General features: G+C 71.3%; 18 protein-coding genes. 14 read left to right on the forward strand and 4 right to left on the reverse strand.

The genetic code is table 11. The annotated features are described in order from the left end of the window. Positions 1-11 precede the first annotated feature (11 nt). Together RWH45_RS08120 and RWH45_RS08125 are read right to left on the reverse strand one after the other, a co-directional pair. Positions 12-2,000: an ArnT family glycosyltransferase gene (locus RWH45_RS08120; RefSeq protein WP_315994365.1), complete on the reverse strand. Its 1,989-nt coding sequence runs from the start codon at positions 1,998-2,000 to the stop codon at positions 12-14. Next, on the reverse strand, positions 1,997-3,478 hold the full coding sequence (locus tag RWH45_RS08125) for a glycosyltransferase family 2 protein (RefSeq protein ID WP_315994366.1): 1,482 nt from the start codon (positions 3,476-3,478) through the stop codon (positions 1,997-1,999). Before RWH45_RS08125 ends, RWH45_RS08120 begins: the two co-directional genes overlap by 4 nt. A gap of 216 nt (positions 3,479-3,694) precedes the next feature. Between RWH45_RS08125 and RWH45_RS08130 the strand changes: the two genes are divergently transcribed. The 5 genes from RWH45_RS08130 to RWH45_RS08150 all read left to right on the forward strand — a co-directional run bounded on the left by RWH45_RS08130 (position 3,695) and on the right by RWH45_RS08150 (position 9,005). Further along, positions 3,695-4,570, forward strand: coding sequence for an ABC transporter ATP-binding protein (locus tag RWH45_RS08130; protein WP_315994367.1), 876 nt, complete (start codon positions 3,695-3,697; stop codon positions 4,568-4,570). Further along, positions 4,567-5,370, forward strand: a complete 804-nt coding sequence (locus RWH45_RS08135) for an ABC transporter permease (RefSeq protein WP_315994368.1) — start codon at positions 4,567-4,569, stop codon at positions 5,368-5,370. The genes RWH45_RS08130 and RWH45_RS08135 overlap by 4 nt, the downstream gene beginning before the upstream one ends. A gap of 135 nt (positions 5,371-5,505) precedes the next feature. Beyond that, on the forward strand, positions 5,506-6,519 hold the full coding sequence (locus tag RWH45_RS08140) for an aldo/keto reductase family protein (RefSeq protein ID WP_315994369.1): 1,014 nt from the start codon (positions 5,506-5,508) through the stop codon (positions 6,517-6,519). A gap of 333 nt (positions 6,520-6,852) precedes the next feature. Next, a complete protein-coding gene (locus tag RWH45_RS08145) occupies positions 6,853-8,520 on the forward strand; it encodes a DUF4407 domain-containing protein (RefSeq protein WP_315994370.1) in 1,668 nt (555 codons plus the stop codon). Next, positions 8,520-9,005, forward strand: coding sequence for an NUDIX hydrolase (locus tag RWH45_RS08150; RefSeq protein WP_315994371.1), 486 nt, complete (start codon positions 8,520-8,522; stop codon positions 9,003-9,005). Before RWH45_RS08145 ends, RWH45_RS08150 begins: the two co-directional genes overlap by 1 nt. A gap of 153 nt (positions 9,006-9,158) precedes the next feature. On the opposite strand, the gene RWH45_RS08155 is transcribed toward RWH45_RS08150, so the two are convergent. Further along, positions 9,159-10,133, reverse strand: a complete 975-nt coding sequence (locus tag RWH45_RS08155; protein WP_315994372.1) for a zinc-binding dehydrogenase — start codon at positions 10,131-10,133, stop codon at positions 9,159-9,161. Between the two features lie 161 nt (positions 10,134-10,294). On the opposite strand from RWH45_RS08155, the gene RWH45_RS08160 reads away from it, so the two are divergent. The 7 genes from RWH45_RS08160 (at position 10,295) to RWH45_RS08190 (ending at position 17,289) form a co-directional block, all read left to right on the forward strand. Continuing rightward, entirely contained in the window at positions 10,295-10,870 is a 576-nt protein-coding gene (locus tag RWH45_RS08160) for a TetR/AcrR family transcriptional regulator (protein WP_315994373.1), read from the forward strand. A 150-nt stretch (positions 10,871-11,020) separates the two neighbouring features. Beyond that, positions 11,021-11,650 carry a GntR family transcriptional regulator gene (locus RWH45_RS08165; RefSeq protein ID WP_315994374.1) on the forward strand — a complete coding sequence of 210 codons (630 nt, stop codon included), beginning with the start codon at positions 11,021-11,023 and terminating at the stop codon, positions 11,648-11,650. Further along, positions 11,647-13,173 carry an MmgE/PrpD family protein gene (locus RWH45_RS08170; protein WP_315994375.1) on the forward strand — a complete coding sequence of 509 codons (1,527 nt, stop codon included), beginning with the start codon at positions 11,647-11,649 and terminating at the stop codon, positions 13,171-13,173. The genes RWH45_RS08165 and RWH45_RS08170 overlap by 4 nt, the downstream gene beginning before the upstream one ends. Continuing rightward, on the forward strand, positions 13,173-14,072 hold the full coding sequence (gene prpB, locus RWH45_RS08175; protein ID WP_315994376.1) for a methylisocitrate lyase: 900 nt from the start codon (positions 13,173-13,175) through the stop codon (positions 14,070-14,072). The genes RWH45_RS08170 and prpB overlap by 1 nt, the downstream gene beginning before the upstream one ends. Positions 14,073-14,109: 37 nt before the next feature. Continuing rightward, positions 14,110-15,294 carry a bifunctional 2-methylcitrate synthase/citrate synthase gene (locus RWH45_RS08180; RefSeq protein WP_315994377.1) on the forward strand — a complete coding sequence of 395 codons (1,185 nt, stop codon included), beginning with the start codon at positions 14,110-14,112 and terminating at the stop codon, positions 15,292-15,294. After that, the gene (locus RWH45_RS08185; protein ID WP_315994378.1) at positions 15,294-16,472 is read left to right on the forward strand and encodes a thiolase family protein; all 1,179 of its coding nucleotides are present in this window, start codon (positions 15,294-15,296) and stop codon (positions 16,470-16,472) included. The genes RWH45_RS08180 and RWH45_RS08185 overlap by 1 nt, the downstream gene beginning before the upstream one ends. Positions 16,473-16,572: 100 nt before the next feature. After that, on the forward strand, positions 16,573-17,289 hold the full coding sequence (locus tag RWH45_RS08190; RefSeq protein WP_315994379.1) for a Type 1 glutamine amidotransferase-like domain-containing protein: 717 nt from the start codon (positions 16,573-16,575) through the stop codon (positions 17,287-17,289). Between the two features lie 127 nt (positions 17,290-17,416). Here the strand turns inward: RWH45_RS08190 and RWH45_RS08195 are convergent, their stop codons facing one another. After that, positions 17,417-20,893, reverse strand: a complete 3,477-nt coding sequence (locus RWH45_RS08195) for a choice-of-anchor I family protein (protein ID WP_315994380.1) — start codon at positions 20,891-20,893, stop codon at positions 17,417-17,419. Positions 20,894-21,087: 194 nt separating this feature from the next. Here RWH45_RS08195 and RWH45_RS08200 point away from each other — a divergent pair, with 194 nt between their 5' ends. Both RWH45_RS08200 and RWH45_RS08205 read left to right on the forward strand, forming a co-directional pair. Continuing rightward, positions 21,088-21,807, forward strand: coding sequence for a VIT1/CCC1 transporter family protein (locus tag RWH45_RS08200; RefSeq protein ID WP_315994381.1), 720 nt, complete (start codon positions 21,088-21,090; stop codon positions 21,805-21,807). A 79-nt stretch (positions 21,808-21,886) separates the two neighbouring features. After that, a complete protein-coding gene (locus RWH45_RS08205; RefSeq protein ID WP_315994382.1) occupies positions 21,887-23,065 on the forward strand; it encodes an acyl-CoA dehydrogenase family protein in 1,179 nt (392 codons plus the stop codon). The last annotated feature ends 15 nt before the right edge of the window (positions 23,066-23,080 follow it).

The following is a 23,080-nucleotide window of genomic DNA, read 5'->3' on the forward strand; positions in this document are numbered from 1 at the left end:
GGAGAAGGGGATCAGTCGGCGGGGCGGGGGAGGAGGTCGACGGGCTCGTCGGGCGAGAAGGTGATGACGACGCCCGCGTCGCCGCGTTCGACCGACACCGGCCGGAGGGGGCCGGTGAGAGATTCGTAGAAGCGCAGCAGGGCGTCGGCTCCGGCGGCATCCGCCCGAGCGTCCTGTCCGGCGTAGGAACTGACGATGAGTTGCCGATGCACGCCGGAGGGGTCGCCCTCGAGCTGCGTGATGTCGGCCACATCGACGCGCCCCGAGGCCGAGAGCTGGCCGAGGGTGAGCAGGATGCGACCGTCGACCACACCCGAGGTGAGCAGGTCCTGCTGCTCCGCGGGGACGCCGACGTCGGGATTCCTCAGCACCTGCTGGCCGGCGACCGACCGTGCGGCGTACAGACCGTCGTCGGCGGCCTGGGCCAGGGCGGCCTGGTCGGAGTCGACCAGGCGCACCTCGACCTTCTGGGCACCCTCGCCGAACGAGGCGACGACCGCGCTGTTCTCGATCGCCTGGCGCACGGTCGGGAATTCGGTGGGGAAGGTGCGCATCGAGTCGGTGGTGATGACGTAGTCGTAGTCGCGCCACCCGTCCGGGGCGAGCTCCTGCACGTCGGAGTCGGTGTCGGCCTTGTAGTACCAGACGACGTTCTCGCGCTCGAAGCCGGCGCGCACGAGGTCGACCCACATCGCGTCGTCGACGAGCATGCGCGAGTCGGCGGGGGCGTTCTGGGTCATCCAGGACTCCGCGTCCCGGAGCGGCCGGTCGAGGTCGGCGAGCAGGAACCCGCGCAACTGCGCCGCCCATAGGGGACCCGCGGCGATGACGGCGACGACCAGCCCGGATGCCACGGCGACACCCCCGAGGCGGCGGAGGACGCCGTGCGCGCGGAGCGCCTCCACCGCGAGCTGTCCCATTCCCGCCACGACGATCGTGGCGAACGGCAGCAGCATGATCACGTAGGGGACGGGGAGGTACCCGCCGCGGAACATGAACGCCGTCAGCGCGAGCAGGGTGACGGCCCACGGGCGCAGGCGCCGGACGAGCAGGGCGGCGACCGCGGCGGCGAGGGCGGTCACGATGAGCACGGCGTCGAGCTGCCACCACAGCCCCACGGTGCGTGCCATGAGGCTCTCGGGATCGAACAGCGAGCCGCTCCCCTCGCGCGACGCGAGCTGGAAGGCGAGGCCGTCCCACAGGCTCACGCGACCCGCTGCGGGCATGACCTCGCCCTTGACCGCGGCGAGGGCGACGTAGGTCAGTCCGATCAACCCCAGGACGGCGGCAGCGACCGACAGCGTGTACCGCCGCGTCGTGCGGTCCGCTCCACGCCACATGAACCACGCGACGAGCGGCAGGGCAAGAAGGTAGGTCTCCTTGGTCAGCACGGCGACGCCGAAGGCCGCGGCCGCGCCGATGTAGCCGGCGAGCTGGGCGCGTCGGCTCATGGCGAGCAGCAGGGCGGCGAGCAGCCACGCCGTCGCGATGTTGTCGAGGTACACCTGGCGGTGGAACTGCACAGCGAGCGGCGACAGCAGGAAGAGGGCGACCGCCACCGAGGCCGTGAGGCGTGCGAAGCCGATGCGCCGCACGAGGAACCACAGCAGCACCGCCGCGATCGCGCTGGCGACGAGCATCGCCTCGCGAGCGGCGATCACGGCCACGTCGTATCGGTTCCATGCGTCGGTGAGACCGGCCCACGCGGCGATCTGGATCCAGCCGAGCGGGGGATGGTCGTACCAGTAGGTGTAGTGCGTGAGCTCGCCCAGATTGCCGATGCTCCACGCCTGCGCGGCGTAGGTCCCCTCGTCGTCGATGCGCTGGGGCGAGCCGCCGAGGTTCGCGCCGTTGACGAGGAGTCCCAGGAGCAGGGGCGGCAACAGCCAGAGGGCGTCGCCGAGGCGCGATCGCCAGGCCGGAACGCGTCGACGCGCATGCGGGACGGCCCGGTCGGTGCGCAGGGGGGCCTGCGCAGAACGGTCGAGTGTCGAGGTCATCGCGTCGCCTCCGTCGCGGCTGCGACGAGCACGCGCTCGCCGGATCCGGGGGTGGGGGCGCCCTCGCGGTGGGCGCCGGTGTGCTCGGTCTTCTCCCAGCTGCCGTCACCGCGCAGCTGCCGCACGACGGAACGCACGGCGGCCGCGGCGAGGAACACCTGGTAGGGCACGAGCCCGAGGACGAGGCGCACGTAATCGCGCACGCGCACCTTCTTGCCGTACACGCGGCCGAACTCGGTGAGTCCCGCCGCTTCCGCCACGAGGGTGATGACGGTGGGCACCAGAGGAAGGAAGGTGATGAGCGCCACCGGGGTGGGAACCTTCACCAACAGGATGAACGCGAGGGAGATGGGGATGAGAAGCCCCGTCGCGGCCTGCAGGAACGGCATGTTGAGCAGATACCGGGCGTACAGGCGCTGCCGGAGCGTCGGCAGCGCCTTCCACTCGCCCTTGCCGAGCACCTGCAGGAAGCCCTGGTTCCACCGGGTGCGCTGCTTGTACAGCGACTTCAGCGTCGGCGGGGTCTCCTCGCGGGTGACGTACTCCGGGTTGTAGGCGACGACGACCTTGGCGCCGTCGCTCGACAGGCGCACGCCCAGTTCGCAGTCCTCGGCCAAGCACTGGTCGTCCCAGCCGTGCGACCATTCGAGCCGGTCGCGAGTGACGAACACGGTGTTCCCGCCGAGGGGGATGAATTTCGAGCGCGCATGGAAGTGCAGGCGCGAGCGGAACCAGAAGTAGTACTCCAGGACATTGCGCAGCGACCACCAGCTGGTCTCGAAGTTCATCAGCTGCACGCCGCCCTGCACGACATCGGCGCCGGTCTCCTGGAACTTCGAGTCGACGACAGTCAGGAGCCCGGGGTGCACCTCGTCCTCGGCGTCGAACACGCCCACGACGTCACCCGTGGCGATCTGCAGGGCACGATTGAGCGCTTTCGGTTTGTTCTTGGGCACGCTGTCGTCGACGACGACCTTGATGAGCGCGGGATGCCGAGCGGCGGCCTGGCGCACGACCAGTTCCGTGCCGGGGTCGTCATGACCGACGATCGCGATGATCTCGAAGTCGGGGTGGTCCTGCTGGGCGAGCCGGTCGAGCGTCTGTCCCATCACCTCCTCCTCGTGGCGACCCGGGACCAGGAGGGTGAACCGGTGCCGCGCGGGGCGGGGTGTGGAGCTGAACTGCGTGGCCCGCAGGTCGTCGGCGGAACGCCACGCGTGCAGCATCCACCACAACGTCGTCGTGGCGACGATCGTCAGGGCGAGCGCCAGGACGATGATCCCGCTGTAGCCGAGCCACTCGCCCACTGACCAGTCGGGCAGGAATCCGCCCGACACGGTGGTCCCGGGCTGGGCGGGGAGGGGGACATCCGTGGTTCCCGCGGATCCCTGGCCGGGGGCCGGCGCGACGGGGGTGAGGAGCGGTTCGGGAGTGGGATCGGGTGCGGCGGCGATCAGGGATGCGTGCGGGAACGGCAAAAGTCAACCTCCAGCGTCCACGTGGACGGTTCGAGGGCGGTAAGGGGACGTGCGGCGACCGGGGGCGAATCTCCCCGCACGAGTGGTCATCCGAGGCGGGAAGGGGGGATGGTTTGGAGGAGTCAGGGTTCTCCCAGCCTGCTCTGCGGTGTTTCCCTGCCCTGCCCACGGGGGACGACGGGGCGTCGGGGGCGTCGCGACCGCCAGACTGGGCACATGAGCGATCACGTCGTGCGCGTCGAGAACCTGCGGAAGACCTACCGCGGCGGCGTCGAGGCGCTGCGCGGGGTCTCCTTCGACATCCGCCGCGGCGAGACGTTCGCGGTGCTCGGGCCGAACGGCGCCGGGAAGAGCACCGTCATCGAGATCCTCGAGGGCTACCGCGACCGCACGAGCGGCGAGGTGCGCGTGCTCGGCGTCGATCCGCACCGCGGCGGACTCGATTGGAAGGCGCGGCTCGGCATCGTGCTGCAGAACACCGGCGAGGCGCCCGCCGCCACCGTGCGGGAGATGCTCGCCCACTTCGCCTCGTTCTACCCGCGGCCCCGCGACGTCGACGAGGTCATCGCGTCGGTGGGGCTGACCGAGAAGACCACGGTGAGTGTGCGGAAGCTCTCGGGCGGGCAGCGTCGTCGCGTCGACGTGGCACTCGGCATCATCGGTCGCCCCGAGCTGCTGTTCCTCGACGAGCCGACGACGGGCTTCGACCCCGAGGTGCGGCGGCAGTTCTGGGACCTCATCCGCCGTCTGCAGGGCGAGGGCACTTCGATCCTGCTGACCACCCACTACCTCGACGAGGCCGCCGAGCTCGCGGAACGAGCGGCGATCATCGTCGCCGGTGAGGTGGCATCCGTCGGCCGGATCGACGACCTCGGCGGTGCCGGGGCGCGCGTGCCGATCGTGCGGTGGCGCGAGGGCGGCGAGGTGCGCGAGGAGCGCACCCATGAACCCGGGGCGGTGGTCGCCGCGCTGGTCGCGCGCGGAGGCGAGCCCGAACGCCTCGAGATCGTGCGCCCGAGCCTCGAAGACGTCTACCTGTCGTTCCTCGGCGACGAGGCGCGCCGCACGACCGCGGCCGGGGGCGCGGCATGAGCCGCATCCTGCGTCTGGGCGCCTCCCGCATCGCGTTCGAGGTGCGCTCGTACTTCCGCCAGGGCGACTCGGTGTTCTTCACGTTCCTGTTCCCCGTGATGATCCTGCTGATCTTCGCCGTCGCGTTCGACGCGCAGACCTTCGGTCCTCCGGGCGATGAGGTGGATGCCGCGCAGTTCTACCTCCCCGCGATGCTCGCCGCCGGCGTGCTGCTGTCGGGTCTGCAGAACATGTCGATCGACATCGCGATGGAGCGCAGCGACGGCACGCTCAAGCGCCTCGGCGGAACGCCGCTGAGCCCGGTGTCGTACTTCATCGGCAAGCTCGGCCAGGTGCTCGTCACGGGGTTCCTGCAGTCGGTGCTGCTCATCGTCGTGGCGGCGGTGTTCTTCGGCGTTCCCGTGCCGACCGAGCCCGAGCGCTGGCTGACGTTCGCGTGGGTGTTCCTACTGGGCGTGACGACCTGCGCGATCCTCGGCATCGGCCTGTCGGCGCTGCCGCGCACCGGCCGCAGCGCGACCGGCGTCGTCATCCCGATCGTGCTGCTGCTGCAGTTCATCTCGGGTGTGTACATCAACTTCGCCGCCCTGCCGGAGTGGCTGCAGAACGTCGCGAGCGTGTTCCCGCTGAAGTGGCTCGCGCAGGGTTTCCGGTCGGTGTTCCTTCCCGAGGGCTTCGCCGCCGCCGAGCCGTCGGGATCGTGGGACCACCCGCTGATCCTGCTGGTGACGGCGCTGTGGCTGGTGGTCGGTCTCGCCGTGGTGCGGGTGACCTTCCGGTGGATCCGCAAGGACGCGTAGGCGGCGGGCGGTCGGGCCGCGAGTTCTTCGCGGGAGGGGTCGAGGATTCGCGCCGCGCGGCGACACGTCTCGATTTCCCACGCGGGGAGGGGACGCCACGGCCCCGGTGTCGGTGGCCGGGGCTAGCGTGGAGGGATGGTCGCTTATCGCTATCTCGGTAACAGTGGATTCAAGATCTCGGAGATCACCCTCGGCAACTGGGTGACCCACGGTTCGCAGGTCGGAGACGACGCCGCCATCAAGACCGTGCACGCCGCGCTCGACGCGGGGATCACGACGTTCGACACCGCTGACACGTACGCCAACACCGCGGCGGAATCCGTGCTCGGGAAGGCGCTCGAGGGGCAGCGGCGCGAGTCGCTCGAGATCTTCACGAAGGTCTACTTCCCCACCGGTCCCGGTGGCCCCAACGACACCGGCCTGAGCCGCAAGCACATCATGGACTCCATCAACGGGTCGCTGAAGCGCCTCGGCACCGACTACGTCGACCTCTACCAGGCGCACCGATTCGACTACGAGACGCCGCTCGAAGAGACCTTCCAGGCTTTCGCCGACGTCGTCCGCCAGGGCAAGGCGCTGTACATCGGCGTCTCGGAGTGGACCGCGGAGCAGCTGCGCGAGGGTCATGCGCTCGCGAAGCAGCTCGGCATTCAGCTCATCTCCAACCAGCCGCAGTACTCGATGCTGTGGCGCGTCATCGAGGGCAAGGTGGTGCCCACGAGCGAGGAGCTCGGCATCTCGCAGATCGTCTGGTCGCCCATGGCGCAGGGCGTGCTCAGCGGCAAGTACCTTCCCGGTCAGCCCGTGCCCGAGGGCTCGCGCGCGACGGACGAGAAGAGCGGCGCGAACTTCATCAAGAGGTTCTTGAACGACGACACCCTCGAGGCCGTGCAGCGCCTGAAGCCCATCGCCGACGAGGCCGGGCTCACGATGCCCCAGCTCGCGATCGCGTGGGTGCTGCAGAACCCCAACATCGCCGCCGCCCTGGTCGGCGCGTCGCGTCCGGAGCAGCTGCAGGACACCGTCAAGGCGTCGGGCGTGACCCTGGATGCCGATGCCCTCGCCGCCATCGACGCGGCGCTGGGCGACGCGGTGTTCGCCGACCCCGAGAACACCTACGAGGTGTCGCCGAAGCAGCGCCTGGTCTGACCTGGACGAAAGGCGGGTCGGGCGTTCGCGCTCGGCCCGCTTTCGCGTCCCCGCCCGTGCGGCGGAGGTCGATGAGCTCGTCGGAGCCCCGGGCCCCCGCCCGACGCCCCCGCCCCCGCCGCCCCCCGGCGCGCGGCGTCGCAGACGAAACCGCATCCCGTTGTCCAGACCACATGCGCGTGCGAACCGTCGGATGCGGTCTCGAAAAGCGGATGCGGTCTCGCCGTCCGGAGCCCGCCCCGGGCGGCGCGCGATGCGACCGCGGCTGGCGACGGCGGCCGTGCCTCAGCCCTCGCACAGGAGAGGGCAGGGTCGACGTCGTACCCTCTGCGAATGTCCTTTTCCGCTCACCGACCCGGCCGTTTCGGCTCTGACGGTCGCATCGAGTTCACGACGGACGAGGAACGCGTGCAGTACCTCGACGACATCCTCGCCGCACAGAACGCGGCCGCGCGCCCCGCCGACGCGCAGGAGCACGCCTCCGAGCCGTGGGGCGCGCCGCCCGCCGACGACGAGCCGCGCGATCCCTTCCTCGACGACGTTGAGGGCGGAGTCCGTGGCACCGACCCCCACCGTGACCCGCACGACGACGATCCGACCGAGGCGCACGACACCCTCGTCATCGACCGTGCGCACGCCGACGCCGACGCCGACGCCGACGCCGAGACCGAGGTCGCCCCCGAGGCGGTCCTCGCGGCTCCCGCCGTGGCATCCATCCCGGTGACCTCCGAGCCCCGCCAGCCGCGCTTGCGGCGCCACGACCCCCGTCGACCGCGTCTGTCGCTGATCCGGCGCATGGCCGTGCTCGGCGGTGCCGACAACGACGTGCTCGACGAGGTGCCCGAAGAGGTGCCGCGCTTCGTGCAGATGTTCCTCGTGCTCGCCGGCACCGCGCTCGTGTCCGCGCTGTCGATGATGTTCGCGCTCCTCACGGGCGTGCGGGTCAGCATCCTGCTCGCGATCCCCCTCGCGATCGTGTGGGGCCTGATCATCTTCAACCTCGATCGCTTCCTGACCTCGACGATGCGCTCGACGAAGAACGTCTTCCGCCTGCTCGGGCTCGCGATGCCCCGCGTGATCATGGCTGCGCTCATCGGCGTCGTGGTCGCCGAGCCGCTCGTGCTGCAGATCTTCCAGAACGACATCAACCGCGAGGTCAACGCGACCAACATCACGCAGGCCCTGGGCGATCAGGATGCCGTGACCAACGGCCCCGAGAAGCAGGCCCTCGACGCGGCCACGGCCCAGGTCTCGGCGCTCGAGAACCAGGCCGCGACCGGCATCGTCACCGGCACCTCGTCGACCTCGGCCGAGTCGTCCGCCGCCCAGCAGACCGTCGACCAGCTCACGCAGCAACTCGCGGCGCAGCAGAGCGTGATCGACCAGGCGCGCGCGGTGTACCAGTGCGAGCTGACCGGGCAGGGCGCCGGAACGGTCCCGGGCTGCACCGGTGTCGCCGGCGACGGGGCGAGCTCCGACGCCGCCCAGGCGCAGCTGCAGCAGGCGCAGACGGCGTACGACGCGCTGTCGACCCAGCTGCAGCAGGCGCAGTCGACGCTGGCCGCCGCCAACACCGCGGGCGCTGCGGCTGCGGCATCCTCCGCCGAGGCGAACAAGCAGCAGGCCGAAGACCAGCTGCCCGCCGCTCGCGCGCAGTACGAGTCGGCGCTCGCCGCGTACAACGCCCGGGCGTCGTCCGTCGCCGACGGCAACGCCGGCGCCGTGGGCCTGCTGAGTCAGATCACGGCGCTCGAGCGCCTGTCCGACCGCGAGCCGGTGCTGCGCTGGGCGCACTACCTCATCGCCGCGCTGTTCTTCATGATCGAGCTGCTGCCCGTACTCGTGAAGGTGCTGACCGGTTTCGGCGGCCCCTCGCTGTACGAGAAGGCGGAGAAGATGCGCGGGCAGATCGCCCTCGACCGGGTGTCGGCTCGCACCTTCCGCAAGCGCGCCGACATCATCGCCGACGAGGCCCACCGCGTTCCGGCGGTCACGGCCTGATGGTCGCCTGGAGCGCGGGGCTGCTGCTGTACCGCCTGAGCCCCGCGCCCCAGGTGCTCATCGCCCACATGGGCGGCCCGTTCTGGGCGAAGAAGGAGGCGGGCGCGTGGTCGCTCCCGAAGGGCGAGTTCGACCCCGCCACTGAGGGGGCGTTGGATGCCGCCCACCGGGAGTTCCGCGAGGAGCTCGGCATCGAGCCGCCCGAGACGGAGTGGGCGGAGCTCGGCACCTTCGCCTACAGCAGCGGTAAGAAGGTCGTCGTCTTCTGCGGCGACGGCGCCGGGTTCACGGCATGCGGAGACGACTTCGTCTTCGGGGAGTTCGAGATGGAGTGGCCACCGCGCTCCGGTCGCACGGCGTCGTTCCCCGAGGTCGACCGCGCCGAGTGGATGGGCCTGGATGCCGCGCGCGACGCGCTCGTGAAGGGCCAGCGCCCCGCGATCGACGCGCTCGAGAGGGCGCTGCAGGAGCTCGCCGGCGCGTGACGCGCCTCTCCCGCTCCCGGGCCCGGCCCCCCGCGCGGCTGGTCGAGGCGCCGCTGCACCCGCTGTCGAGTGTCCAGAACACGCCGCTCCGCCTGGCGGGGCGCGGCGTGTCCTGGACACTCAACGAGGGTCGAGCCTCGCGGGGCGATGCGCTCAGGGGCGCAGCAGCACCTTGCCGACGCGGGGGGAGTCGCTCGCGCGGGCGGCATCGCGGGCGTCCTCGAGCGCGAAGGTCGCCGCGACCGGGAGGGTCAGCGTGCCGTCGGCGAGGTAGCGCGACAGCTCGCCGAACAGGGCGCCGCGGGTCTCGGCATCCATCGTCTTGCTGACGACGCTGCCCCAGAAGCCCTTCACGGTGGCCTGGCGGAAGATGATGTCGCCGGCCGAGAGCTCGAGTTTGCCGGCGCCCATCGAGCCGAAGATGACCAGGGTGCCGTTCTCGCTGAGCAACGACAGCACGTCGTTGCTGGCTGAGCCGCCGACCGAGTCGACGCCGGCGACGATGCGCGCGCCGTCGGCGAGGGCGAGCGCCGCGTCGCGCCACCCCTCGGCGTCGGTCGACACGACGTTGTCGATGCCCTGCTCCGCCAGCTCGGCGACCGCGCTCCGGCGACGCACGAGGCCGATCACGTGGATGCCGCGGGCCTTCGCGATCTGCGCGACCATGCGGCCGACGGCGCCGTTGGCGGTGTTCTGCACGATCCAGTCGCCCGCCTTCAGGTCGAGCGAGTGCAGCAGGCTGATGGCGCTGAACGGCATCGAGACCAGCTGGGAAGCGACCTCGTCGCTCAGTCCGTCGGCGACCGGGATGAGGCCGGCGGCCTTCGCGACGACCTGCTCTGCCCAGACGCCGAAGGTGCCGCCCGTGGCGACGCGCTGGCCGACGGTGAGGCCCTCGACGCCCTCGCCGAGCTCCTCCACCACGCCCACGGCCTCGGTACCGGCGCGCGCGGGCAGCTCGGGCTTGAAGCCGTAGGTGCCGCGGATGGTCCAGAGGTCGTGATTGTGGATGGGCGACAGCAGTACGCGCAGGCGCACCTCGCCGGGGCCGGGGGTCGGGGTCTCGACCTCTTCGACGCCGAGGACGTCGGCGGGCTCGCCGAACTCGTGGTGGATCACTGCGCGCATGGAATGCCTCCGGTGGTTATTTTGTAACGACCGGTCTAATATAGACCTCGACGCTGCGAATGCAACCGGAAGGCGTCCGCGTCCGGTTGCTTCGACGGGCTCGGCCACCTCCGCCGGACGCCATCGCGAGGCACAGGGAGAGAACAGGGAACATGGGCAGGATGCCGAGCTTCGAGCGCTCCGCCGTCGTCGACGCCGCGCGCGACGTCTTCTGGCGCCGCGGCTACGCCGAGACCGGCATCGCCGAGCTCGAGGAGGCCACCGGGCTCACGCGCTCCAGCATCTACAACGCCTTCGGCAGCAAGCGCGGGTTGTTCGACGCCGTGCTCTCCGCCTACCTCGACGACGTCGTGCGCACGCGCCTGCGTCCGCTGGGCGGGGGAGATCCCGGCGCGCTCGAGGCGTACGTCGACGACATGCGCGCCGCCATCGACGCCGACGCCCCGCGCGCCCGCCTGGGCTGCCTGCTGCTCAACGCCGGGTCGTCGCCCCTCGCGAGCGACGATGCGGACGTGCGCGCCCTCGTGTCGGCTTACGCGGCCGAGATGCGTGCGGCCATCCGCGCCGCGGTCGCCGACCGGCGCCCCGACCTGACCCCGGATGCCGTTGGCGCCCTCGCCGCGGTCTGCGCCTCGCTCGTGGTGGCCGGCCTCACCCTCGCCCGCGCCGACCGCGACGCGGCGCTCGGCACCCTCGCATCCATCCCGACGACCCTGGAGTCGTGGGGGCGCGCCTGATCGCGCGAGTCGCCGAGAATCGTCTCCTCGGGTGCGGTCCGGGGATGATCTCGGCATCTCTTTGTATACGTTCGTAGCGCTCTCGGGGGTGAAAACTATCCCTTGGGCGCCGCAGTGCATACACTGGGAAGGCGGCGAAGGAGGTGCGGCATGCGAGCGAGCGAACGCGCGTACGCGACCCTCCTCGACGAGATCCAGACCGGCGCCCTTTCTCCCGGCACGGTCCTCGGCGAGGTGGAGCAGTCCACGCGTCTCGGAGTGAGTCGCACCCCGCTGCGTGAGGCGCTGCGCCGCCTGGCATCCGACGGGCTCGTCGCCCAGGCCTCGCCGCGGGTGACCGTGGTCGCGGGCATCGACGCCGACGACATCCGCGCCCTGTTCGACCTGCGTCGCGCTCTCGAGACGGAGGCCGCACGGCTGGCCGCGCAGCGCGGCGACCGACGGGTCTTCCACGCGCTGGCCGCCGAGTTCGAGCGCGTCGACACCGCCGACGCCGACGACTACTACGCGCTGATCGCTCGGTTCGACGCGGCGATCGACGCCGCCGTCGACAACCCCTACCTCTCCGCGGCCCTGCGCAGCGTCCGCACGCACCTCGTGCGGGTCCGACGCATGGCCCGCGACAACCCCCTGCGGCTTTCCGCCTCGGCGCGAGAGCATGAACTGATCGCCCGCGCGATCGGCGGCGGCGACCCCGAACTCGCCGCCCACGCCACCCACGTGCACCTGCACAACGCCTTCACGACCATCCTCGAAGCCCTCACGGAGGACCCCTCATGACGATCACCCATCACGTGCGCGTGCACCGCAGCGACGAGAACCTCGCCCGCGAGGGCCAGCTCGCCTGGGCGCTCGCACGCGTCGCGGTCGACCCGGTCGCGGTCGACGACGACGTGGTCGACATGATCGTCAACCGCCTGATCGACAACGCCGCCGTCGCCGCGGCATCCCTCACCCGTCAGCCGGTCAGCGCCGCGCGCCAGCAGGCGCTCGATCACGCGGTGTCGATCGGCGGACCCGGCGCGACCGTCTTCGGCTGCCTGCTCGAGCGGCGCACCAGCCCCGAGTGGGCCGCGTGGGCGAACGGCGTCGCCGTGCGCGAGCTCGACTATCACGACACCTTCCTCGCCGCCGACTACTCGCACCCCGGCGACAACATCCCGCCCGTGCTCGCGGTCGCCCAGCACACCGGCCGCGACGGCGCCGCCCTCGTGCGCGCCCTCGCCACGGCCTACGAGATCCAGATCGACCTCGTCCGTGCGATCTCGCTGCACAAGCACAAGATCGACCACGTCGCCCACCTGGGACCCGCGGCGGCCGCCGGCATCGGCACCCTGCTCGACCTCGACCAGGAGACGATCTACCAGGCCATCGGCCAGGCGCTGCATACCACCACCGCCACGCGCCAGTCGCGCAAGGGCGAGATCTCGACGTGGAAGGCGCACGCCCCCGCCTTCGCCGGGAAGATGGCGATCGAGGCGGTGGACCGCGCGATGCGCGGGGAGACCAGCCCCTCGCCGATCTACGAAGGCGAAGACGGCGTCATCGCGTGGATGCTCGACGGCCCCGACGCCTCCTACGACGTCCCGCTGCCCGGCGAGGGCGAGAGCAAGCGCGGCATCCTCGACTCGTACACGAAGGAGCACTCCGCCGAATACCAGGCGCAGGCGTGGATCGACCTCGCCCGCCGCCTCGGCACGCACCGGCCCGATCTGCGCGACCCCGCCAACGTGGCATCCATCGTCCTGCACACCAGCCACCACACGCACTACGTGATCGGGTCGGGAGCGAACGACCCGCAGAAGTACGACCCGACCGCCTCGCGCGAGACGCTCGACCATTCGATCCCGTACATCTTCGCCGTCGCCCTGCAGGACGGCGCGTGGCACCACGTCGACTCCTACGCCCCCGCGCGCGCCGGCCGCGCCGACACCGTCGCCCTCTGGCACAAGGTGACGACGGCGGAGGATGCCGAGTGGACGCGCCGCTACCACTCCGAGGATCCGAACGAGAAGGCCTTCGGCGGCCGCGTGGTCATCACCCTCACCGACGGTTCGGTCGTCGAGGACGAGATCGCCGTCGCCGACGCCCACCCGCTCGGCGCCCGGCCGTTCGCGCGCGAGGACTACGTCCGCAAGTTCCGCATCCTGGCCGAGCCCGTGCTGCTGCCCGAGGAGATCGAGCGCTTCCTCGAGCTCGTGCAGCGGCTGCCCGAGCTGAGCCCGGCCGAGGTCATGCAGCTCACGATCGTCGCGAAGCCCGGCGTGCTGGCGCTGGCCCCCGCGCCGAAGGGGCTGTTCTGATGCTCTACGCCCAGAGCACCCCCCAGCAGAAGCGTCGCGCCCTGCGCGAGAAGCTGGCATCCGGAGAGCTCGTGCGGATGCCGGGAGCCTTCAACCCGCTCTCGGCCCGGCTGATCGAGCGCAAGGGCTTCGACGGCGTCTACATCTCCGGCGCGGTCATCTCGGCAGACCTCGGCCTGCCCGACATCGGCCTGACGACCCTCACCGAGGTCGCCGGCCGCGGGCAGCAGATCGCACGGATGACGGAGCTGCCGGCGATCATCGACGCCGACACGGGATTCGGTGAGCCGATGAACGTCGCCCGCACGATCCAGACGCTCGAGGACGCAGGCCTCGCCGGCACGCACATCGAGGACCAGGTCAACCCGAAGCGCTGCGGCCACCTCGACGGCAAGAGCGTCGTGGATGCCGACACCGCGATCAAGCGCATCCGCGCGGCCGTCGACGCCCGGCGCGACCCCGACTTCCTCCTCATGGCGCGCACCGACGTGCGGGCGGTGGAGGGCCTGGATGCCGCGATCGACCGCGCGAAGGCGCTGGTCGACGCGGGTGCCGACGCGATCTTCCCCGAGGCCATGCGCGACCTCGGTGAGTTCGAGGCGATGCGCACGGCGCTGGATGTGCCGATCCTCGCGAACATGACCGAGTTCGGGAAATCCGAGCTCTTCTCGACCAGGCAGCTGCAGGATGCCGGCGTGAACCTCGTCATCTGGCCGGTGTCGCTGCTGCGGCTCGCGATGGGCGCGGCCGGCCGGGGCCTGGACGCCCTGGCATCCGAGGGCCACCTGCGCGAGCAGCTCGGCGAGATGCAGCACCGCGCCGACCTGTACGACCTCATCGACTACGAGGGCTACACCCGCTTCGACGCCGACGTGTTCGACTTCACCGTCGAACGCTGAGGCCCCACCCGCACGTGCACGACTCGAAGGAGAGACGATGACCGACATCAAGAAGGGCCTCGCCGGCGTCACGGTCGACGAGACCGCCATCAGCAAGGTGAACCCCGACACCAACAGCCTGCTGTACCGCGGGTATCCGGTGCAGGAGCTCGCGGCGACCCAGCCCTTCGAGGCGGTGGCGTACCTGCTGTGGAACGGCGAGCTCCCGGATGCGGCGCAGCTCGCCGCCCTGCGCGAGACGGAGCGCGCGCATCGGGCGCTGACCGACGACGTCCGGGCCGCGATCGACCTGCTGCCCACGAGCGCCCACCCGATGGACGAGGTGCGCACGGCCGTGAGCGTCATCGGCGCGCGCGAGACCGCGGGCATCTCGAACGTGATGGATGCCGTCGGCACCCCCGAGGAGAACCTCGAGCGCAGCATCCGCCTGTGGGCGCAGCTTCCCGCCGTGGTCGCGTACGGCCAGCGCCGCCGACGGGGCGAGGAGCTCATCGAGCCCCGCGACGACCTCGACTACGCGGCGAACTTCCTGTGGATGACGTTCGGCGAGGAAGCGCACGCTGTCGTCGTCGACGCGTTCACCCGCTCGATGATCCTGTACGCCGAGCACTCCTTCAACGCCTCCACCTTCACCGCCCGGGTCATCGCCTCGACGCTCAGCGACCTCTACTCCGCGGTCGTCGGCGCCGTCGGCGCGCTCAAGGGGCCCCTGCACGGCGGGGCGAACGAGGCCGTGCTGCACGTGTTCACCGAGATCGGTTCGGCCGAGAACGTCGGGCCCTGGCTCGACGCCGCGCTCGCCGAGAAGCGCAAGATCATGGGCTTCGGTCACCGCGTGTACAAGCGCGGCGACTCGCGCGTCCCCACGATGAAGGCGGCCCTCGACACCCTCGTCGCGCACTACGACCGCCCCGACGTCGCCGCTCTGTACGACGCCCTGGAGTCGCAGTTCGTCGAGCGTAAGGGCATCTACCCCAACCTCGACTACCCCTCCGGCCCGGCCTACGACCTCATGGGCTTCGACGCGCTCACCTTCACGCCCCTGTTCGTCGCCGCGCGGGTGACCGGCTGGACGGCGCACATCCGCGAGCAGCAGGCGGCGAACGCCCTCATCCGCCCCCTGTCGGCCTACGTCGGCCCCGACGAGCGCCACGTCGAGGGATACGTCCCGGATGCCGCCGACGTCGATGCCCAGGAGCGCCCCGAGGAGGCGGCGGGCTGATGTCCGAGCCGCGGATCGTCATCGTCTCGGGCGCCCGCACGCCCATCGGCTCGTTCGGCGGTGCGCTGTCGGGCGTCGATGCCCACGAGCTCGGGGCCGTCGCGGTCACCGAGGCGTTGCGCCGCGCCGGGGTCGACGGGGCCGACGTCGACGAGGTCGTCATGGGCTGCATCGCCCAGAACGGCCCCGACGCCTACAACGCCCGCCGCGTCGCACTCGCCGCGGGGTTGCCCACCCGTGTGCCCGCCTTCACCGTCAACCGCCTGTGCGGCTCGGGCCTGCAGGCGATCTGGTCGGCCGCGCAGGAACTGCGCTGGGGCGGCATCGACGTCGCCGTCGCGGGCGGTGACGAGAGCATGTCGCGCACGCCGTTCCTCGAGTACGGCGCCCGCGGCAACGCCCGTCTCGGCGACCGGACGCTCCTGGACGGCACCCTCGCGATCCTCACCGACCCCTTCAGCGGTCGGCATATGGGCACGACGGCCGAGGTCGTGGCATCCCGCTACTCCGTCTCGCGCGAGCAGCAGGACGCCTTCGCCGTCGAGAGTCAGCGGAGAGCGGCGACGGATGCCGCTCGCGCGGCCTTCGCGGAGGAGATCGTGCCCGTGACCACCGGGGGGCGGAAGCCGGTCGAGGTGTCGATCGACGAGCACCCCCGCCCCGGGACCACGATGCAGGCCCTGGCGGGGCTGCGTCCCGCCTTTGAGAAGGACGGGTCGGTCACGGCCGGCAATTCCTCGGGCATCAACGACGGCGCGGCGGCCACCGTGCTGATGCGCGAGGACGACGTGCGCGAGCGCGGGCTGACCGGGCTCGCGACGCTGGAGGCCGTGACCACGGCCGGCGTCGACCCCGAGATCATGGGCTACGCGCCGGTCATCGCGCTGCAGAGGCTGTGGGAGCGGACCGGGCTCACCCCCGCCGACGTCGACGTGATCGAGGTGAACGAGGCCTTCGCCGCTCAGGCGGTCGCGGTCATCCGCGACGCGGGCCTCGACCCCGAGAGGGTCAATCCGTACGGCGGGGCGATCGCGCTCGGCCACCCCGTCGGCGCGACCGGCGCGATCCTGACCGTGCGCGCGGCCCTCGATCTGCAGCGCCGCGACCTCGAGTACGCCGTCGTGACGATGTGCATCGGCGGCGGCCAGGCCCTCGCGGCGTTGCTGCGGCGGTACTGACCCCGCCCGCGCGAGTCGCCAGGATGCGTCGCCCAGGGGCGTCCCGGAGCGACGAAAGCTGGCGACTCTCGCGAAGGTGGGCACCCGGGATACTGGGCCCATGAGTGTGTTCCTTCTCGGCGGCGGCCGCGATCTCGCCGTCTGCGCATCGTTGCTGCAGGCCTTCGTGAGCGAGGCGCGGGAGCACGCCGCCGGTCGCGCGCCCGTGATCGCGCTCCTGCTCGTGCTCGAAGCCCACGACGACGCGTCGGTCGACCGGTTCCGCGGCGTGCTCGAGGCCGCCGGAGCGGCACCCGACGACATCCGGGTGCACGCGGTCGTCGAGGGAGAGACCTTCGCGGATGCCATGACGGACGCCGACGGTGTCTTCGTCGGCGGGGGTCTGACTCCGGCGTATCACGACGCGGTCCGCGGCATAGGGGAGGCGATCCGCGAACGGGTCGCGAGCGGCATGCCGTACGCCGGGTACTCCGCGGGAGCGTCCATCGCCGCGGGTCCGGCGCTCGTCGGCGGGTACCGGGTCGGCGGGGTCGAGGTCGTGTCGGAGGACGCGGGCGAAGAGCTGGGCGCCGTCGAGGTGCGCCCGGGCCTCGGGCTCCTCGACTTCGCCGTCGACGTCCACGCCGCCCAGTGGGGCACCCTCTCGCGTCTCGTCGCCGCGGTCGACGCCGGTCTCGTCACCGACGGTGTGGCCATCGACGAGAACACGGCCCTGGTGATCTCGGCGCAGGCGGCCCCGGCCGTGCGCGGCAGCGGTCAGGTCTGGCGCGTCGAGTCCACGGCATCCGGGGTGCACGTCCAGGTGCTCCGCGCCTGAGGCGCCACGCGCGCGTGGGGGGGCAGGAAGTATCGCCCGACGTGCTTCCCGGCGACGGCTTCCGGCCCCCCACGCGAACGGGAACGGCCCCCACCCGCGAGGGTGAGGGCCGTTCCGGCGTCCGGCGTCAGACCGTGCGGCGCTTGCGCAGGGCGAACGCGAGCCCGCCCGCGACCACGAGGAACCCGCCCGCCAGGGCGAGGCCCCACGGCGCCTCGACACCCGTGTTGGCGAGGCCGCTGCCGGGGCGCTCTCCCGCGGGCCGGCCGGGCTGGTCCGGGGCGGGAACCGGCGTCGGCTCGGTGCCGGGCTGACCCGGCTGCGGAGTGGCATCCGTCGCGAGGACCGCACGCCCGAGCGGCGCCGGATCGACCACGGGGATCGCCTCGAAGTACGACAGCGTCGCGTCGAGGTCGATCTGCCCGGTGTCGGTGCGGTCGGTGCCCGCGGCGAAGGTCGGGAAGCCGTCGCCACCGTTGGCGAGGAACGAGTTCGTCACGACCGTGAAGGTGTCGGTGTCGGCGATCGCGCGGCCCTGGTAGGCCATCGAGACGACCGCGCCCACCCGCGGGTTCGACGGGTCCTGCGTGTATGTGTACGTGAACCCGTCGGACACGCCCAGGTGCAGTTTCGGCCGGTCTCCCGTGGCCTTCCACTGCTCGTTCAGGATGCCGCGGAGCTGCTCACCCGTCAGCGTCACCGTCACGAGCGTGTTGGCGAAGGGCTGCACGAGGGCGGCCTCCTTGTAGGTCACCACCCCGTCGTCGCCCTTGAGCAGGTCGGCGCGGAGGCCGCCCGGGTTCATCAGCGCGATCTGGGCCTTCGCGCCGGCATACGCGGGGTTCTTCGACGTCGCCCAGAGGTACACGTCGGCCACCCAGTTGCCCATCGACGACTCGACGCCGCGGTCCGCTCCCGAGGGGGTTCCGCCGCGCAGGATGTCACCGCTGATCTCGCCGACCGGCTTCGCGCCGATGACGTCGGCCTGCGCAACGTACGCGGCGACCTTGGCCGCGATGTCGGCATCCGGAGCCGCCGCGCCCGCGAGCGGGAAGATCGTCCCCGAGATGGATGCCAGGGAGTCGGTGCGCGTGTCCCAGCTCAGCGACAGCTGCCCCATGGCCTTGCCGTACTCCGAGGCCTGGATGACGGGGCGTGTCCGGTCGGTGCCGGCCACCGGCAGGTCGCACGCGTAGGTCTGGTGCGTGTGCGCGGAGACGACGGCGTCGATCTCCGGAGAGGCGTTGACCGCGAGGGCGCCGAAACCGGCCTGGTCGGCGGCGATGGCGGCGCAGTCGTTCGACGTCGCAGCCCCCGAGTGCGTCAGCAGCACGATGACGTCAGCGAGGTCGCCCGCCGTGATCTCGTCGGCCACGCGGTTCGCCGCCTCGAGCTGGTCGCCGAAGTCCAGGTCGGCGATGCCGGCCGGGTCGACCATGGTCGCGGTGTCGGGGGTCACGGTGCCGATGAAGGCGACGCGCACGCCGTCGACGTCCTTGACGGCGTACTCGTCGAGTACGGGCTCTTTCGTGCCCTTCTTGTAGACGTTCGCGCCCAGGCCGAACTCCCCGCCGCCGTACTCGGGGAGCACGCGGTCGGTCAGGTCGGCGAAGCCGCGGTCGAACTCGTGGTTGCCCACGGCCGAGACGTCCAGCCCCGAGGCCTTCAGCGTGTCGATCGTGGGGGAGTCGTCCTGGATGAGCGAGGTGAAGGTGGAGGCGCCGATGTTGTCGCCCGCCGAGACGAACAGCGTGTTCGGGTTGGCGGCCTCCTTCGCCTTCACGGCGCCGGCGATGACGGCGGCGCCGGCCTCGCCCTGCGAGCCTGCCTCGAGGCGGCCGTGGAAGTCGTTGATCGTGAGGATGTCGATGTCCTTCACGTTCGGGTTCTCCACCGCGAACACGGTGGTGGTGCCCGAGACCTCGTTGCCCACGGCCACGAGCGGGCGGCCCGTCGGAGAGTCGGCGGCGGAGATGAACTCCACGCCCTCGGGACCGAGGTCGCCGGCCTTCGCCAGCAGCTCGCGGTCGGCGGTCTCATCGCCGGTCAGCCGGTCTTCGACCGAGACCGAGAAGTCGCGGTTGTTGACGTACCCGGCGTAGGTGGCGTTCTTCGGGTCGGTGATGTCGTAGGTCATCACGCCACCGACACGCTCGAGGCCGATGAAGGCGTAGGTGCGCCCGTCGACCTCGCCGATCGCGAGGTTCTCGGGCTCGGGGCCCTTGTCGTCGCTGCGACCCTCCAGGTTCGACTCCGAGTGGTTCGAGTTGAAGAAATCGGGATTCGCATCGTGCGTGATGCGCTCGAAGTCGGAGCCCGAGTCGAAGACCTGCTCGCCCGCGGTGTTCCACACCGAGAACCCGCGCCCGCCGAAGGTGTAGAGCGCGGAGTAGCAGGTGCCCTCGGCGTTCAGGCCCATGTCGGTCGCGACGTTGAGGCGACCGAGGGCGGCGTCGCCGAGCGAGCCCGCGAGCGGGCTGTCGGCGCACACGGGCGCGAGACCGTCGGAGCCGAGATCCTTCACGCGGGCGGTGTCGGTGAAGTCGCCCCACTCGCGACCGTCACCCTCGTTGGCGGTGACGAGGTAGGTCTCGCCGCCGGACTGGTAGGCCTGGATGCCGTCGGGCATGTACATGCCGAACAGGCCGGGGTAGCTCTTCTCGTTGAAGGTCGGGGCATCCTTCGGGTCGCGGTCGCTCGCGTCGAGCGTCTCGACGCCGTAGTCCTTGAAGCCCAGGGACCGGATGCCGGTGACCTCCGCCGTCGCCAGGTCGACGACCGCGACGGCGTTGGCCTCCTGCAGCGCGACGTACGCCGTGGAGCCGGCGATCGCGACGTACTCGGGCTCGAGGTTGCGGCTCACGCGGTTGGCGGCGAGCGGCGTGGAGCCCTGGTCGGGGGCGGCGACATCGGGGCCGAAGACCCGGACGGCGGGGTCGAGGGACTTCGAGCCGCCCTGCTCGAAGGCTCCGAACCCGGCCGTGCGCACGGCATCCTGGGTCGGGGCGGTCTTGGTGCTCGGCAGCGCGACGACGCCGACGGAACCCTCGGGGTCGGTCGTGAAGTCATCGGCCGGCTCGCCCTCGTTCGCGACGACCGCGAAGGAGCCGTCGTCGCTGATCGCGACCATGTCGGGCAGAGCGCCGACCGTCACCTCTCCGAGGATCGTGGGCGCGGCGGCATCCGCGTCGAAGAAGACCAGACGTCCGGGCGCGGTCTTGTCGGTGCTTTCCAGGGCGATGACGCCCAGGCCGTCGGCGCGGACGGCGAGGGAGTTCGCGATCCCGGTGCCGGCGATCGAGTACAGCTTCGTCGGTGCGGCGGGGTTTCCGTTGTCGAGCACATCGACGGCCCCGGCCTGGGCGTTCACGACGAAGAGGCGGTTCTTGTACGCGTGCACGATCTCGGCGGCCGACTGGTCGAACACCCCGGTCTCGTACGTGCCGAGCGGACGCAGCGACACCGCGCCGTCGGCGGCGACGTCACGCACGGGATCGGAGACGAGAGCGGCGGATGCCGCGGTGGCGCTCGACAGAGCGAGAGCGCAGACCGCGGCGGTGGTCGCGCTGAACGCGACCGCGCGGCGGAGGAGGGGCGAAGGCATGGCTGTGTCCTCGGATGCAGGGGGGAGCTCGCGCGTCGAGAACGGCGCGAGGACGCCGCGGGGCGGCGATGGCGGCGAGTCTGCCCGCGGGCGGTGTCGCCCGAGTGAACGACGGGAGAACGGCGGACCCGCACGGCTCGTCGACGTCGACGCAAGGGCGTCCGGGTGTCGACGGCGGGGATATCCTCTCGCCCATGACCACCGCGAACGGCGCGCACGCCGATGAACCGCACCGTCAGGGACTCTCGCAGCGCCTCAACTGGCTGAGGGCCGGAGTCCTCGGCGCCAACGACGGCATCGTCTCGACCGCCGCGGTCGTCGTCGGCGTCGCGGGAGCGACGAGCGACACCGGTCCCGTGCTGATCGCCGGTCTCGCGGCCCTCGTCGGTGGCGCGATCTCCATGGCGCTGGGCGAGTATGTCTCGGTGTCGAGCCAGCGCGACAGCGAGCACGCGCTCATCCAGAAGGAGAAGCGCGAACTGGCCGACGACCCCGAGGCCGAGCTCGCCGAACTGGTGGGCATGTACGAGGCGCAGGGCCTCTCGCGCGACACGGCGACGCGCGTGGCGACCGAGCTCACGGCATCCGATGCTCTCAAGGCGCATCTGGCGGTCGAGCTCAACATCGACGCCGACGACGTCGTGAGTCCGTGGGCGGCGGCTCTCGCCTCGGCGGTGGCGTTCACGATCGGCGCGCTGCTGCCGCTGGCGACGATCCTGTTCGCGCCCGTCGAGATCCGGGTGCCGCTGACCTTCGTCGCGGTGCTCATCGCGCTCGCGATCACCGGCTACATCGCGGCGTACATCGGCGGGGCCCGGCGGGGGCGGGCGGTGCTGCGCACCGTCATCGGCGGGGCGCTCGCGCTCGCGGCGACGTACGCCGTCGGCGCGCTGTTCGGGGTGTCCACAGGGTAATCGACCCCTCTACCATTTACTAGGACGTCCAGGTAATGTGAGCAGGCGACGACGCCGTCGCCTCACGAAGGAGAGCCGCATGGACACCACCCCTGCTCCCGTGCTCGACGCCTCACCGGTCAGCACCCTGTCGGCGGATGAGCGCGCCGCGATCCTCGATGCCGTGCGCGATTTCGCCGCGACCGAGTTCGCCCCCCACACCCTCGAGTGGGATGCCGAGAAGCATTTCCCCCGCGACGTGCTCCGCCGCGCGGGGGAGCTGGGTCTCGGCGGCGTCTACGTCAACGACGACGTCGGCGGCGCCGGGCTGTCACGAGCGGATGCGGTGGCGATCTTCGAGGAGCTCGCCTACGGCGACCCCACGGTGACGGCGTACATCACGATCCACAACATGGTCGCGTGGATGATCGACACCTACGGCACCGCGGCCCAGCGCGAGCGGTGGTTGCCCTCGCTCGTGGCCATGGACGACCTCGGCGCCTACTGCCTCACCGAACCGGGCGCGGGATCGGATGCCGCGGCGATCGCCACCTCCGCGATCCGCCACGGTGACACGTACGTGCTGACGGGCGTGAAGCAGTTCATCTCGGGCGCCGGAGAGGCATCCGTCTACGTCGTCATGGCGCGCACCGGCGAGCCGGGGGCCCGCGGCATCAGCGCGTTCCTCGTCCCCGCCGACGCCGCGGGCCTGTCGTTCGGGCCGAACGAGAAGAAGATGGGCTGGAACGCCCAACCCACCCGCCCGGTGATCCTCGACGAGGTGCGCGTACCGGCGGAGAACCTGCTCGGCGGCGAGGGGCGCGGGTTCTCGATCGCGATGAACGCGCTCAACGGCGGGCGGCTCAACATCGCCACGTGCTCCCTCGGGGGTGCGCGGTGGGCGCTGGACCGGGCGGTCGCCTATGTGCACGAGCGGTTCACCTTCGGCGAGGCCCTCAGCGAGAAGCAGTCCGTGATCTTCGCCGTGGCCGACATGGCGACCGAGCTCGACGCCGCGCGTCTGCTCGTGCGCGACGCCGCCCGGGCCCTGGATGCCAAGGCGCCCGACGCCGCGACCCGCTGCGCGATGGCCAAGCGTTTCGCGACCGATGTGGGCTTCCGTGTCGCCAACGAGGCCCTGCAGCTGCACGGCGGCTACGGCTACCTGCAGGACTACGGCATCGAGAAGGTGGTGCGCGACCTGCGCGTGCACCAGATCCTCGAGGGGACGAACGAGATCATGCGCCTCATCGTCGGTCGCAGCGTCCTCGCGGCGTGACACCGCCTGAGAGGC

It is taken from the genome of Microbacterium galbum, from assembly GCF_032464915.1.
Classification (GTDB): domain Bacteria; phylum Actinomycetota; class Actinomycetes; order Actinomycetales; family Microbacteriaceae; genus Microbacterium; species Microbacterium galbum.

Bases quoted from the DNA above. Each gene is read 5' to 3' on its own strand.
- RWH45_RS08120 (WP_315994365.1), bottom strand. From the start codon at position 2,000: ATGACCTCGACACTCGACCGTTCTGCGCAGGCCCCCCTGCGCACCGAC.
- RWH45_RS08130 (WP_315994367.1), top strand. From the start codon at position 3,695: ATGAGCGATCACGTCGTGCGCGTCGAGAACCTGCGGAAGACCTACCGC.
- RWH45_RS08135 (WP_315994368.1), top strand. From the start codon at position 4,567: ATGAGCCGCATCCTGCGTCTGGGCGCCTCCCGCATCGCGTTCGAGGTG.
- RWH45_RS08140 (WP_315994369.1), top strand. From the start codon at position 5,506: ATGGTCGCTTATCGCTATCTCGGTAACAGTGGATTCAAGATCTCGGAG.
- RWH45_RS08145 (WP_315994370.1), top strand. From the start codon at position 6,853: ATGTCCTTTTCCGCTCACCGACCCGGCCGTTTCGGCTCTGACGGTCGC.
- RWH45_RS08150 (WP_315994371.1), top strand. From the start codon at position 8,520: ATGGTCGCCTGGAGCGCGGGGCTGCTGCTGTACCGCCTGAGCCCCGCG.
- RWH45_RS08155 (WP_315994372.1), bottom strand. From the start codon at position 10,133: ATGCGCGCAGTGATCCACCACGAGTTCGGCGAGCCCGCCGACGTCCTC.
- RWH45_RS08160 (WP_315994373.1), top strand. From the start codon at position 10,295: ATGCCGAGCTTCGAGCGCTCCGCCGTCGTCGACGCCGCGCGCGACGTC.
- RWH45_RS08165 (WP_315994374.1), top strand. From the start codon at position 11,021: ATGCGAGCGAGCGAACGCGCGTACGCGACCCTCCTCGACGAGATCCAG.
- RWH45_RS08170 (WP_315994375.1), top strand. From the start codon at position 11,647: ATGACGATCACCCATCACGTGCGCGTGCACCGCAGCGACGAGAACCTC.
- prpB (WP_315994376.1), top strand. From the start codon at position 13,173: ATGCTCTACGCCCAGAGCACCCCCCAGCAGAAGCGTCGCGCCCTGCGC.
- RWH45_RS08180 (WP_315994377.1), top strand. From the start codon at position 14,110: ATGACCGACATCAAGAAGGGCCTCGCCGGCGTCACGGTCGACGAGACC.
- RWH45_RS08185 (WP_315994378.1), top strand. From the start codon at position 15,294: ATGTCCGAGCCGCGGATCGTCATCGTCTCGGGCGCCCGCACGCCCATC.
- RWH45_RS08190 (WP_315994379.1), top strand. From the start codon at position 16,573: ATGAGTGTGTTCCTTCTCGGCGGCGGCCGCGATCTCGCCGTCTGCGCA.
- RWH45_RS08195 (WP_315994380.1), bottom strand. From the start codon at position 20,893: ATGCCTTCGCCCCTCCTCCGCCGCGCGGTCGCGTTCAGCGCGACCACC.
- RWH45_RS08200 (WP_315994381.1), top strand. From the start codon at position 21,088: ATGACCACCGCGAACGGCGCGCACGCCGATGAACCGCACCGTCAGGGA.
- RWH45_RS08205 (WP_315994382.1), top strand. From the start codon at position 21,887: ATGGACACCACCCCTGCTCCCGTGCTCGACGCCTCACCGGTCAGCACC.